This window comes from Phyllobacterium endophyticum (assembly GCF_003010935.1).
Lineage (GTDB): Bacteria > Pseudomonadota > Alphaproteobacteria > Rhizobiales > Rhizobiaceae > Phyllobacterium > Phyllobacterium endophyticum.
The window spans coordinates 851,401-863,853 of record NZ_PGGN01000002.1; the positions used below are offsets into that span (position 1 = coordinate 851,401).

Consider the following 12,453-nt stretch of genomic DNA (forward strand, 5'->3'; position numbering starts at 1 on the left):
CGAGCCACCCGGTTGATCAGACCTTCTCGACCTGACCAAATTCAAGATCGACCGGCGTGGCGCGGCCGAAGATTGATACTTCCACCTTGAGGCGCGAACGCTCTTCATCGACTTCCTGCACCGTGCCGTTGAACGAAGCAAACGGACCATCGGCAACGCGAACACTTTCACCAATCTCGAACGAGATCGATGCCTTCGGGCGCTCGACGCCTTCCTGGACTTGGGTCAGGATGCGCTCGGCTTCCTTGTCCGAGATGGCAATCGGTTTGTTATCCGACCCCAGGAACCCGGTCACCTTCGGCGTATTCTTGATCAGATGATAAGCATCATCCGTCAAATCTGCGCGAACCATGACGTAACCCGGAAAGAACTTGCGCTCGGCATCGACCTTGCGGCCACGGCGCACTTCGACAACCTTTTCGGTCGGCACGAGAATTTTTTCGAACAGGTGCGAAAGACCCTTCTGCCGCGCCTTTTCTTCGATCGACTCTGCGACCTTCTTCTCAAAATTCGAATAGGCGTGAACGATATACCAGCGCGCGGTCATTGCTATTTCCCAATCCCGATTTTCTTGTCAGCCTGCGTTAACGACCAAGACCGAGAATCATATCGATTCCGTATGCCATCAACTGATCAGCTGCGAAAAAGAAAATCGCAGCAAAAAACGCCATAACCATCACCATGGCGGTGGAAATGAGCGTTTCGCGACGCGAAGGCCAAGTGACCTTTGCGGTTTCAGCGCGCACTTGCTGAAAAAAAGTTATTGGATTCGTTTTGGATGCCATTTACCGCTCGTGCGTGTCATGTTGCTGTAAACATGCTGTGTTGCAATCGAAACAACACCATCTGTTCACACCATTGCGGCCCGTAAAGCTGATCGTTCAGCTCCACGCACCGCGTGTCTGTTGATGTTACATAGAACCGATTCCGGTAAAACACAAGGCCCCCGGATTCGTTTCTTTCCAAACATCTGCCTGTTGCACCATCCAATCGTGCACGAGCAGACTATGTGCTGGCAGGGGAGACAGGATTCGAACCTGCGACCTACGGTTTTGGAGACCGCCGCTCTACCAACTGAGCTACTCCCCTATCTTCGGGGCGTACATTCCACAAAGCGGAGAGCATTTCAAGTCCCAAAGGTATGATCGCGGTGTCATTGATAAACTTCTCTGACCCGATCCCACTGCCGAGACGTACGATACCTGCTAAATGGGTTACGAACGCGGCCAATTCAATGCAGATCTCAGCTTTTCGCTCTTGTGCGCACGTGCTCGCTGCAATCGCCACTTCTCTATATATCGCAGGACGGTGGATGGCCGGTTTCCAACGCACGATAGCGAATCGCATCGTCAGAGAAGCAGGTAGCGATTTCTCGGGCTTCGCCTGAGCCAAACATACGGACTGGCCATGCATCAATGTTACCAGAGCTGTAGCGGAGAGAAGCTCGGTCAAGGTTTCAGGGCCAACGTAAAAAAGGGCGGCCCGGTGGACCGCCCTTCCCGATTTTGATGGCCGAAACCTATTACTCGATAATCGAAGAAACGATACCGGCACCGACGGTGCGGCCGCCTTCACGGATAGCGAAGCGCAGCTTCTCTTCCATGGCGATCGGCACGATCAGCGTCACATCGACTGCGATGTTGTCGCCGGGCATGACCATCTCCGTGCCTTCCGGCAGCGTTACCACACCCGTCACGTCGGTCGTGCGGAAGTAGAACTGCGGACGGTAGTTGGAGAAGAACGGCGTATGACGGCCACCTTCGTCCTTCGTCAGGATATAGGCTTCCGCCTTGAACTTCGTGTGCGGCTTGACCGAACCCGGCTTGGCCAGGATCTGGCCGCGCTCGACGTCTTCACGGCCGATGCCGCGGATCAGCGCGCCGATATTGTCGCCGGCCTGGCCCTGGTCGAGCAGCTTGCGGAACATCTCGACGCCGGTCACCGTCGTCTTCGTCGTCGGCTTGATGCCGATGATCTCGACTTCCTCGCCAACCTTGACGATACCGCGTTCAACACGGCCCGTCACAACCGTACCACGGCCAGAGATCGAGAAAACGTCTTCGATCGGCATCAGGAACGGCAGGTTGATCGGACGCTCAGGCGTCGGAATGTACTTGTCGACTTCAGCCATCAGCGCGCGCACCGCGTCTTCGCCGATTTCCTTGTTTGAATCTTCAAGCGCAGCCAAAGCCGAACCCTTGACGATCGGAATGTCGTCGCCGGGGAAATCATACTTCGACAAAAGCTCGCGAACCTCGAGCTCGACCAGTTCGAGAAGCTCGGCATCGTCAACCTGGTCGACCTTGTTCAGGAACACGACAATCGCAGGAACGCCAACCTGGCGGGCAAGCAGGATGTGCTCGCGCGTCTGCGGCATCGGGCCGTCGGCAGCCGAAACCACCAGGATCGCGCCGTCCATCTGCGCCGCACCGGTGATCATGTTCTTCACATAATCCGCGTGGCCCGGGCAATCGACATGGGCATAGTGGCGGGCAGGCGTCTCATACTCGACGTGCGCCGTCGAAATCGTGATGCCGCGCGCCTTTTCTTCCGGCGCCGCGTCGATCTGGTCGTACGGCTTGTACTCACCAAAATACTTCGTAATCGCCGCCGTCAAAGACGTCTTGCCATGGTCAACGTGACCAATCGTGCCAATGTTGACGTGCGGCTTGTTACGTTCAAACTTGCTCTTAGCCATAGTCGTCGTTCTCTCGTCATCACAACCGGTCTCGAGGCCGGCACCATGTTTGCAGTCAGACGAGACAGCGAACCGTCCGTCAGCACAGTCTCCCGTCCGCTCGCATTCGACCGGATCAGGTTGGATTCGTCTTGTTCAAGCTCGTCCATATGGGGGGCACATGAGCGGCGTACAAGCTCAAGACAAAGCCGAAGAGCACCTACGATACGCGCGCGTGCGTATACGCGGTGCTCATCTTCGAATTTGGAGCGGGTAGCGGGAATCGAACCCGCATATTCAGCTTGGAAGGCTGCTGCTCTACCACTGAGCTATACCCGCACATTTCACTGCGTGCTTTGTGGACGCACACACAGTAACACTTAATGAGTGTACAATTCCATTCAAACCGGAATCCGGTCTTGGCATCGCACACCAGGCGGTCGGTTCCGGCAGTGGTGGAGGAGGTTGGATTCGAACCAACGTAAGCCAAGCTAACGGATTTACAGTCCGTCCCCTTTAACCACTCGGGCACTCCTCCGGTCACTACCGACAGAACCGCGCCTTTAGGCACTCTTGCAAACAACATCCGAACGCATATTCGGTTTGCTTGCGGAGGGCCTTATGCCGACTAGCCTACGTGGTGTCAACACTTGCGTGGAGAAAATGAGCCACCTGTGGAAATAGCAGAAGGAATATCGCGGTTTAGTAGTCAGCATCGGCAAAATCGCTGGCCATCATGTATCGCCTTCGGCCATGAAAGGGTATATGTCGCACCATGACCGATCAAAAACCCTCCCGTACGCCCAAAGATTCACATTACGCGACATTGCGCCGGCAGTATCGCGACCAAAAGGCCGGCGGTCCGCCGCAGCAGACGGTGCGCGCCTCGCGTCCGGCAGTGGAAGGCACTCAGGCGCCAGAAGGTCTTGTCCGGCTTTACGGCCTGCATACGGTGCGTGCAGCGCTCGACAATCCTGCCCGCCAGATCAAACGCATGCTCGTGACCAGGAACGCTCTAGACAGGCTTGAAATTGCCGACGTGAGCGCCCTGCCCTTCGACGTGGATATCGTCGAGCCTCGCGCAATAGACAGGGAGACCGGCTCGGAAGCGGTTCATCAGGGCGTGATGCTTGAAACGAAGCCGCTCAAGCCACAACCACTGAAGTCGCTGCAGGAAAGTCGTCTGCTGCTCATTCTGGATCAGGTAACCGATCCGCATAATGTCGGAGCGATCATGCGCTCCGCCGTGGCTTTTGGCGCCGGCGCTATCATAACCACCGCTCGCCATAGCCCGCAGGAGTCCGGCGTGCTTGCCAAGGCTGCGTCCGGGGCGCTCGAGCTCATTTCCCATATCGAAGTGCGTAATCTCGCCGATGCTATCGGTGAACTTCATGACCTCGGTTTCACGACAATAGGTCTCGATTCGGAGGGGCCACTCGAACTCGAAAAGACCTTTGCTCCCGGCAAGCTCGCACTGGTTCTCGGGGCCGAAGGCAAGGGACTGCGCCAGAAGACACGCGAAACAGTCACGCATCTCGCGCGGCTTGATATGCCCGGCGCGATCAAATCCCTCAACGTGTCAAACGCCGCGGCTATCTCGCTCTACGCGGCACAGCGGTTCCTGAGCGCCAAAGATTAAATAAAAGACACGTTCGAATATTTCTCGACCGAGCAGTGTTCATCTCGCATCGGGTCAGATCATCGGATCAGGCCTGTCACGGAGTGCACAGATGCTGCGCAACAGCAGAGATTCGTTCGGTCTTATATCGATACTCTTCCATTGGATTATCGCACTGATATTCATCGGGCAGATCCCACTTGGCTACTGGATGGTCAGGACTAGCGATTTCGCGCTGCAATTCAGCCTCTACCAGTGGCACAAGTCCTTCGGGTTTCTGGTCCTTGGTCTTTCAGCGCTTCGCCTCGTATGGAAATTCGCCAACACGCGTCCAGCCGATCCTTCGGCAATGGCCACTTGGGAACGCATAGGGTCTCACGTGGCCCATGTCCTGCTTTACCTCAGCCTGTTTGCCATCCCGCTGACCGGCTGGGCCATTGCCTCGAGTTCACCCCTGCAGATACCGTCATTCATGTTCAATTTCGTGGTCATTCCGCCACTCCCGCTGACGATATCCGACAGCGCCGAGGCATTCTGGACAGCCAGCCACGCATGGCTCGCCTACGTCTCTGCGGTCGTTGCCGCCTGCCACATACTTGCGGCGCTGCACCATCATTTCTGGAAGAGGGACTCAATCTTAACGCGAATGCTCGATCCCCGCCGCAAGGCGCCGGAGCGAGCACCAACTCAGGACGTCATTCCATGACAATGCCCACTCACTTCATAGCCGCTGCCGCCCGCCTCGGAATTGCCATCGCCCTCGCCTTCACCCCACTTGCGGCAAACGCAGATACGCTTTCCCAGGTTGCCGGCAGCTACAAGATACAGCCCTCCTCGCGAATTGGATTCTCCGTCGGACAGGTCGGCGGTGGCGGGATCAATGGTGATTTCAAGAAATTCTCTGGTATCTTCAAACTCAACCCTGCGGATATAGGGCGATCAACAATCTCTTTCACGCTCTATCCGGAGAGTGTTTCCACGGGCCAGGCGCGCATCGAGAATTTCTTGCGATCCGACGCAGTCTTTGATTCGGCCAACTTTCCCACCATCACATTCAAGTCTACGCAGATCACTCAAACGAGCCCGAACACCGCGGACGTGGCAGGTATGCTGACAGCGCGCGGCAAGACCAGCCAGGCGACTTTTCAGGCAAGTCTGTCCGATCACGGAAAAAACTCGATCACCTTCCACGTGGAAGGCAAGATACTTCGCTCGCGCTACGGCATGGACGTGGGCACACCCATCTATTCCAACGTGGTGCAGTTCGACATGCTCATCCAGGGGCAGCGTAGCTGATCGATATCCCTTCGAGATGGCAATGCCTCGGGCTCCGCTCTGCGGGGTCTGTTGCAACGACTGGAACTCGCCCACTAACATGGCTATGCTCATGTGAAACAACAGGGAGACGAGCCATGTGTCGAAACATCAAGACATTGTTCAACTTCGATCCGCCAGCAACCGAGGACGAAATTCATGCCTCATCGCTGCAATTTGTCCGCAAGCTCTCAGGCTTCAACAAGCCATCTCAGGCAAATGCCGAAGCGTTCGATCGTGCCGTGGGCGAAGTTTCCGAGGCTGCCCGGAGACTTCTTGCTTCCTTGCATACGCATGCCCCGGCCCGCGATCGCATCGAGGAGGCGGAAAAGGCTCGCGAAAGGTCAAAAGCGCGGTTCGCCCGCGAGTTCGGCTGAGAATCAAGCTATACTAACGGAAGCCCGGCAATGGAAATGATCACGGATATCGAGGACTTCTTCACGATCGGATGCGGCCGTTGCGAGCGGTTCGCAACCCCGGATTGCTCAACGCGGCAATGGGCGCAGGGATTAAGCGATCTTCGCCGCATCTGCCGCGCGTCAGGGCTTGTCGAGAAGGTCAAGTGGGCGCATCCCTGCTACATGCACGAAGGACGCAATATCGTGATCTTCGGTGCCTTCCGCGGCGATTTTCGCCTGACCTTCTTCAATGCCGCACTGATGAAGGACCCTGAAAGTATACTCGAGAAGCAGGGACCGAACACCCGGAACCCCGACATGATCCGCTTTGTCGACAATGCACAAGTCGCGGAGATGGAGCCGGTCATTGTGTCCTATTTGAAGGAGGCGATGGGGTATGCGGAGGCCGGAATCAAGCCGCCGAAAGAGGAACGCGAGATCGAACTGCCGGATGAATTGGTAGAGGCGCTGGATTCCGATCCCGAGCTTGCAGAGGCTTTTCACAACCTGACGCCGGGCAGACAGAACAGCTATCTGTTCAACCTCAACTCGGCCAAGAAGCCTGAAACGCGAATTTCCCGCATTGCGAGCTTCCGCGACAAGATCCTTGCTGGGAGGGGCGCCACGGAGCGATAGCTTCCTCGGCGCTTATAATGACAACGACTACTCGCTATGAGTCCGTCACGCGCGCTTTCCAATACTCGAACACATCGGCCAATGTTTTTTCAAACGAAATCTCTGGCTTCCAGCCCATTGCCCGATAGACGGCAGTCGCATTGCCGGAAGCGCTTGCGACTGCGCTGGGGCGCAAACGTTGCGGGTCGACCTGGACATCGATTTTCTGACCCGAAAGGCGGATCAACGTATCAAGAATATCCTGTATTTGTAGAGTTCTGCCCGATGCAAGATTGAAAACTTGCCCCCGAGTTGAGGGGAAATCCAGAAGAGCACTGTCGGCATAAGCTCGAACCACATCGCGCACATCCAAAAAATCGCGATGTGCCAGGAGGTTGCCTACGCTCATAACCGGGGGACGTAAGCCAATAGATATTTCCGCCAGCTGTTTGGCAAAAGCAGCCACGACGTAGGCGTCGGTCTGACCCGGCCCAGTATGATTGAACGGCCGAAACCTGATTGTATTCAACCCATCATGGGCAAGTTGGCCCACTAGCACATCGGCCGCCGCCTTGCTGGCGCCGTACGCATTCATCGGCTTGAGCACAACATTCTCGCCGACAGGCTCTCCCATGAATTCGTTGAAGGACGCCCCGTACGTTTCTGAACTGCTCACAAAGATGAACTTGGCGGCGGGCGCCGCTTCCATGGTCGCATACGCCATGTTCATCGTGCCGGTGACATTTATATCCCAAGCCACCCGCGGAATCTTGTGCGCTTCGGTGGGCGCGGCCATGGCGGCCAAATGAATGATTGATGTTGGCCGGCACTCATGCACCACATCAACGATGTCGTCATACTCTCTGACATCCAACGTCCTGCCCTCGGTCGTACTGTAACCGACCGGGAAGATGGTTATGTCATGCTCACGCTGTCGCGTTTTGAATTCTTCCTGAAGCCAATACCCAACAAATCCATTGGCACCTGTGATGAGAATACGGTGCTCGAATGACGTGTCTAATGTCATCTTTGAACACTTTTCGACAAAGCTTCACTCATCTGCTCAGCCGCTTCAGGTCCGCGTCGACCATCTCGGTAATCATTTCCTCGAGCGAAATTTTCGGTTCCCAGCCAAACTTGTCCTTCGCTTTTTTCGGATTACCCAAGAGAACATCGACTTCCGCCGGCCGGAACAACGTAGGGTCGATGATCAGATAGTCGTCGATATTCAAGCCGGCGTGGCTGAACGCAATTTCGCACATATGGCGCACCGTCGTAGTGCGTCCAGTCGCAATGACATAATCGTCCGCAACGTCCTGTTGCACCATCATCCACATGGCACGAACATAATCCTTGGAGTGGCCCCAATCGCGTTTCGCATCGATATTTCCGAGGCGAAGTTCCTTGGCCAGTCCAAGCTTGATACGCGCCACCGCGTTGGTCACCTTGCGCGTGACAAACTCGATCCCTCGCAATGGTGACTCGTGATTGAACAATATGCCACTCGACGCATGAAGACCGAAACTTTCACGGTAATTCACCGTCAGCCAGTGTCCATAGAGCTTGGCTACCGCATAGGGTGACCGCGGGTAGAAAGGCGTGGTCTCGGATTGCATGGGTTCTTGGATAAGTCCGTACATCTCCGAAGAGGAGGCCTGGTAAAAACGGGCGTCAGGCTTTTCGAGGCGCACCGCCTCAAGTACGTTGGTGACGCCAAGAGCGGTAACCTGGCCTGTCAAGAACGGCTGCTGCCAGGACGATTTGACAAACGACTGAGCGGCAAGATTGTAAACCTCGTCAGGTTCGACGTCCTTCATCGTTCGAATGAGGCCAGAGAGGTCCAGCAAATTGCCATCGATGATGCGGACGTCGTTCTCGATACCCAGCCATTCGAGCCGGGTCAAATTAACGTCTGAGGTACTGGAACGTCGTGCTAGACCGTGAACTTCATAGCCTTTTTCAAGCAGGAATTGTGCGAGATATGCGCCATCTTGCCCGGTGATCCCTGTTACCAACGCTTTCTTAGCCAAACGAATTCTCCTGAATCAATATACTTTTAAGTCAATGACGTCTTGTCAGCTCTTGCAGCAGCCAGAGCCGCTCCAGTCGGACCCTATTGGCGCCCATACACATCGTCGAATCGCACAATGTCATCTTCACCAAGATAATCCCCGCTCTGCACCTCTATCATAACAAGTCGCATGATTCCGGGATTTTCAAGCCGATGTTTATGCCCGCAAGGGATATAAGTCGATTCATTCGTATTAAGAATGAGTTCCTGTTCGCCATTGACGACCTTCGCTGTCCCACTGACAACCACCCAATGCTCGGACCTGTGATGGTGCATTTGAAGGCTCAAGCTCGCACCCGGCTTGACCTCGATACGCTTGATCTTGAATCTCGGACCTTCTTCAAGAGTGGTATAGGTACCCCACGGACGATGGACCGTTCGATGCAAACTGTGCGCCTCATGACCGTTCGCCTTCAACTGCGTGAAAAGTTGCTTTACATCCTGGGCGCGATCTTTGTGGGCAACCAGAACCGCATCAGCCGAATCAACAATCACGAGATCCTGAACACCGACGGTACCGACAAGACGGTCGCCGCTACTTTGAATGAAGCAATTTTCGGTTCCAACAAGAACAGTGTCGCCATTGATCCGGTTTCCTGACCCGTCGGGTTCGATCAGGTCGGACAGAGCATTCCAGGAGCCGATGTCGGTCCAACCGATATTGCAGCCTATCATTGCAACATTTTCGGCTTTTTCGAGTATCGCGTAGTCAATGGAATTCTTGGGCACCAAGGCGAACGACTCGCGATCGAGCGTTAGTTGGGTGCCACTTGCTACATTTGACTGGTGAGCTTCAACCAGGCTCCTGCGGCATTGGTCAAGGATGTCCGGGCAATGCTGTTGCATCAGGCCGATCATTGTTCCCGCTGAAAAGCAGAACATTCCGGAGTTCCAATAAAATCGACCCGCCGCAATATATTCCTTTGCCTTGGCAAGGTCCGGTTTTTCGACGAAGCGAAGGACATTCTGCCCGTCAGCTTCGATGTAGCCATAACCGGTTTCGGGATATTCAGGATCGATGCCAAAGGTAACCAGGCGTCCGCGCGAAGCAAGTTCGATCGCCTGCACGCCGGCAGCACGAAAGGCGTCAAGATCGCTGATCATGTGATCTGCCGGAAAAAGCAGAATGATGGCATCGTCGCCGTAGATCTGCTGAACATAGAGAGCGGCAATCGCTGTCGCAGCTGCCGTATCGCGCCCCATCGGCTCAAGCAGGTAAGTGCAACCCACGCCTGATGCATTGACTTCGCTGTACTCATCCTCTGATTTGAAGAAAAGCTCGCGATTGGTAATCGTCAGGATCTGCTCTACCCCTGGCAGCAAAGCCGCTCGTAGAAACGCGTGCTGCAGCAAGCTTTTGCCATCAGCAAGTTTGATGAACGGTTTTGGATGGGCTTCGCGTGATACCGGCCATAACCGCGCACCAGCGCCGCCGCTCATAATGGTGGGAATTATCTTCATTATTCTTCAACTCCAGGATATTCTCGGCCGGCACACCAAAAAAGGTTGGCAAATCGCATCGGTCAGTTCGGAAACCGGGCTGCGAAAGCCGCTAAGCTCGAATTTTGAGTACTCATCGTCTGTTCACCAATGTGCAAGTCTTCCCAGCGAAAACTTTCGCCGGCGGCGTCCCCTCGGCAGCCGACATTGTGGATCGTTTAGTAGTTTTGAAAGGACGTGACAACCATCGGCGAAGTTTTCGCATGCGCAACGTTCGGCGACGTCTCGCCGACTGCTGAAAGGGATTGTCCAAAAGGTGCAGGGTCTAAGCCGATCTGATGCCGACGCTACAGTGGACTCGTCGTTTCCGTTGTGTTCTCCTGTGACCACAATAACAAGGCTCTAGAGTCAGAGGAGTCGTCATGGCAAACGCGATTGAACTGGAAACGACGGAAGCGGTCAGAATCCATAGAGAAAGAGACCGTCAGACTTCCAAGACCACAAAACCCGAGAATCTACGGCCGGCCGATCAGATAAATTATGATCTGGCGCCGCTGGAGGGACCCGTGATCTATTTAACGCATATAGTAAGCAACTGACGGGCTACACTTGAATAGCGTGTTGCCGAGTGATCACTAGGCGATATCACGACTGTTGAGACCGACAAGTTCACAGCCCGGAACTCACCGCTGAATGCATGATCTATGCGCCGGCACCTCCTGCCATCACCTGAAAGAACCACTAGCTGGTTGATGTTTTGCATCCCTCTCCTTTCGAAGGCTAGCCAAGAAGCAAGGCTTCGTCTCCGGCAGAATTGATGTGGAGGCATCTATTGACATACGGGATACAGTCGATCACCTAGCGGCATGGCTTGCCGCGTAGACATCCATGATGACACGTTGCGCACATTGAGTGATGAGGCGTACAGATTTGCTAGAAGTAATGGGGTCCTGAACTGCCATTGATCGTTTCTCCAGCACGCTCGTTGGGCATTACTCGCAAGAAAAGAAGCATTTGATCCGTATGCTGAAACGTCCGGCAAATTCGCTCAAGACAACCTTGAAAGAGCGTGACCCCGTTGGCAAATGGAGCCGAGCGACTTCGTCTGCCAAATTTCGGGTGTGGAAAATAAGCCAAACACTTCTGCAAAAATACAGGCAGCACTTACTTCAGCCTTTCAGACCTTTCCCCAATAAAAGGGGTATTCTGTTTATAGGGTACGTGCAAGCAGGTTTGGGTCTCGGTGAATCCTTGCGTGGCATGATTAAAGCTGCGGCACATCGAGGTTTGAAGTTCGGTGTCTATCCTTATCGCGTAGGCGTGGAAACACGCATCATCGGTGAGTTTATGCCCGAGCGGTATGATCGCCAGCATCGCTACGATTTCAACATGATCGAGGTCGCTGCAGACCAGGTACCCGCCGTGTTCAGAACTGTGGACCCTCGGCACATCGCCGGCAGCTACAACATTCTCCGGACCTACTGGGAGCTCGCGAAAGCTCCTCGCGAATGGGAGCCGATGCTGGACGGGATTGATGAAATTTGGGTACCCAATCAATTCGTTCACGACGCATTCAGGCGCATTTTTGCCGGCCCAATTACCATTATTCCTCCGTGTGTTGTTATCGAGGACACTGAATATCCAGACCGCGCCGCTTTGGGGCTGGAAAGCAATCAATTCTACTTCCTCTTTTCATTCGACTACTACTCGTCCCCTCATCGAAAAAATCCACTGGGCGTTCTCGACGCGTTTCTGGCAGCCTTTCCCCATCACAATGAAAACGTCAGCTTGGTAATCAAGTCTACGGGATCTGAGTTGCATCACCCGGACATAAAGGAAAAAATCCGGGTTGCAGCGGAGGCAGATCCACGAATTCAGCTTATCGACAAGACCTTGTCACGCAAGGAAGTACTGGGCCTCATCCGAGCCTGCGATTGCTATGTCTCCCTACACCGCGCCGAGGGCTTCGGACTTGGTATGGTGGAGGCGATGAGCTTTGGAAAGATCGTCATTGGGACGGACTATTCCGGGAGCACAGATTTTCTTTCTGAGGATACCGGCTATCCCGTGGCATATAATTTGATTCCGGTTGAGCCAAATGAATATACTTGGTCGTCGGACCAGGTTTGGGCAGAGCCGGATCTGGAGGCTGCGGTCAAAGCGTTCAAGCTTGCTTTTTCAGATCGCGATTCAAGCCGGCGCAAAGCGGCAGCAGGAAAAATGCTGGTCGATCGCAAGTATGGTGTGGCGTCAGTCGGTGCTGAAATCGAGCGGCGCATCGATGAACTCGAACTTGGACGAGCATGATCATCCTGCCACG

Annotated in this window: 12 protein-coding genes and 3 tRNA genes; 6 read left to right on the forward strand and 9 right to left on the reverse strand. The window is 54.6% G+C overall.

All coding sequences use genetic code 11. The annotated features are described in order from the left end of the window. Positions 1-16: 16 nt before the first annotated feature. From nusG to CU100_RS12245, 6 genes are all read right to left on the reverse strand, one after another. Positions 17-547, reverse strand: coding sequence for a transcription termination/antitermination protein NusG (nusG, locus tag CU100_RS12220; protein WP_008121728.1), 531 nt, complete (start codon positions 545-547; stop codon positions 17-19). A gap of 37 nt (positions 548-584) precedes the next feature. Then, a complete protein-coding gene (secE, locus tag CU100_RS12225; protein ID WP_106716822.1) occupies positions 585-785 on the reverse strand; it encodes a preprotein translocase subunit SecE in 201 nt (66 codons plus the stop codon). A gap of 228 nt (positions 786-1,013) precedes the next feature. Next, positions 1,014-1,089: transfer RNA gene (locus tag CU100_RS12230), tRNA-Trp, on the reverse strand. Positions 1,090-1,522: 433 nt separating this feature from the next. Next, on the reverse strand, positions 1,523-2,698 hold the full coding sequence (gene tuf, locus CU100_RS12235) for an elongation factor Tu (RefSeq protein WP_106716813.1): 1,176 nt from the start codon (positions 2,696-2,698) through the stop codon (positions 1,523-1,525). Between the two features lie 244 nt (positions 2,699-2,942). Further along, positions 2,943-3,016, reverse strand: a tRNA-Gly gene (locus CU100_RS12240). 114 nt (positions 3,017-3,130) lie between these two features. Beyond that, positions 3,131-3,215, reverse strand: a tRNA-Tyr gene (locus tag CU100_RS12245). Positions 3,216-3,452: 237 nt separating this feature from the next. On the opposite strand from CU100_RS12245, the gene CU100_RS12250 reads away from it, so the two are divergent. From CU100_RS12250 to CU100_RS12270, 5 genes are all read left to right on the forward strand, one after another. Further along, the gene (locus tag CU100_RS12250) at positions 3,453-4,316 is read left to right on the forward strand and encodes a TrmH family RNA methyltransferase (RefSeq protein ID WP_106716823.1); all 864 of its coding nucleotides are present in this window, start codon (positions 3,453-3,455) and stop codon (positions 4,314-4,316) included. A gap of 91 nt (positions 4,317-4,407) precedes the next feature. Further along, positions 4,408-5,001 (forward strand): cytochrome b, encoded by a 594-nt coding sequence (locus tag CU100_RS12255; protein WP_106716824.1) that lies wholly within the window; start codon positions 4,408-4,410, stop codon positions 4,999-5,001. Next, positions 4,998-5,591 carry a YceI family protein gene (locus CU100_RS12260; RefSeq protein ID WP_170113806.1) on the forward strand — a complete coding sequence of 198 codons (594 nt, stop codon included), beginning with the start codon at positions 4,998-5,000 and terminating at the stop codon, positions 5,589-5,591. Before CU100_RS12255 ends, CU100_RS12260 begins: the two co-directional genes overlap by 4 nt. 116 nt (positions 5,592-5,707) lie before the next feature. Next, positions 5,708-5,986: a DUF2277 domain-containing protein gene (locus CU100_RS12265; protein ID WP_106716826.1), complete on the forward strand. Its 279-nt coding sequence runs from the start codon at positions 5,708-5,710 to the stop codon at positions 5,984-5,986. 36 nt (positions 5,987-6,022) lie between these two features. Next, on the forward strand, positions 6,023-6,643 hold the full coding sequence (locus CU100_RS12270; protein ID WP_106717252.1) for a YdeI/OmpD-associated family protein: 621 nt from the start codon (positions 6,023-6,025) through the stop codon (positions 6,641-6,643). Between the two features lie 34 nt (positions 6,644-6,677). Here CU100_RS12270 and CU100_RS12275 read toward each other — a convergent pair whose 3' ends face one another. The 3 genes from CU100_RS12275 to CU100_RS12285 all read right to left on the reverse strand — a co-directional run bounded on the left by CU100_RS12275 (position 6,678) and on the right by CU100_RS12285 (position 10,154). Continuing rightward, positions 6,678-7,649 (reverse strand): GDP-mannose 4,6-dehydratase, encoded by a 972-nt coding sequence (locus CU100_RS12275; protein ID WP_106716827.1) that lies wholly within the window; start codon positions 7,647-7,649, stop codon positions 6,678-6,680. Positions 7,650-7,677: 28 nt separating this feature from the next. Then, a complete protein-coding gene (gene gmd / locus CU100_RS12280; protein ID WP_106716828.1) occupies positions 7,678-8,652 on the reverse strand; it encodes a GDP-mannose 4,6-dehydratase in 975 nt (324 codons plus the stop codon). 83 nt (positions 8,653-8,735) lie between these two features. Next, positions 8,736-10,154: a mannose-1-phosphate guanylyltransferase/mannose-6-phosphate isomerase gene (locus CU100_RS12285; protein WP_106716829.1), complete on the reverse strand. Its 1,419-nt coding sequence runs from the start codon at positions 10,152-10,154 to the stop codon at positions 8,736-8,738. A gap of 1,002 nt (positions 10,155-11,156) precedes the next feature. On the opposite strand from CU100_RS12285, the gene CU100_RS12290 reads away from it, so the two are divergent. Then, entirely contained in the window at positions 11,157-12,440 is a 1,284-nt protein-coding gene (locus CU100_RS12290) for a glycosyltransferase family 4 protein (protein ID WP_106716830.1), read from the forward strand. Positions 12,441-12,453: the final 13 nt, after the last annotated feature.

Bases quoted from the DNA above. Each gene is read 5' to 3' on its own strand.
- CU100_RS12285 (WP_106716829.1), bottom strand. From the start codon at position 10,154: ATGAAGATAATTCCCACCATTATGAGCGGCGGCGCTGGTGCGCGGTTA.
- CU100_RS12270 (WP_106717252.1), top strand. From the start codon at position 6,023: ATGATCACGGATATCGAGGACTTCTTCACGATCGGATGCGGCCGTTGC.
- CU100_RS12275 (WP_106716827.1), bottom strand. From the start codon at position 7,649: ATGACATTAGACACGTCATTCGAGCACCGTATTCTCATCACAGGTGCC.
- CU100_RS12250 (WP_106716823.1), top strand. From the start codon at position 3,453: ATGACCGATCAAAAACCCTCCCGTACGCCCAAAGATTCACATTACGCG.
- secE (WP_106716822.1), bottom strand. From the start codon at position 785: ATGGCATCCAAAACGAATCCAATAACTTTTTTTCAGCAAGTGCGCGCT.
- CU100_RS12290 (WP_106716830.1), top strand. From the start codon at position 11,157: ATGCTGAAACGTCCGGCAAATTCGCTCAAGACAACCTTGAAAGAGCGT.
- CU100_RS12255 (WP_106716824.1), top strand. From the start codon at position 4,408: ATGCTGCGCAACAGCAGAGATTCGTTCGGTCTTATATCGATACTCTTC.
- nusG (WP_008121728.1), bottom strand. From the start codon at position 547: ATGACCGCGCGCTGGTATATCGTTCACGCCTATTCGAATTTTGAGAAG.
- CU100_RS12265 (WP_106716826.1), top strand. From the start codon at position 5,708: ATGTGTCGAAACATCAAGACATTGTTCAACTTCGATCCGCCAGCAACC.
- CU100_RS12260 (WP_170113806.1), top strand. From the start codon at position 4,998: ATGACAATGCCCACTCACTTCATAGCCGCTGCCGCCCGCCTCGGAATT.
- tuf (WP_106716813.1), bottom strand. From the start codon at position 2,698: ATGGCTAAGAGCAAGTTTGAACGTAACAAGCCGCACGTCAACATTGGC.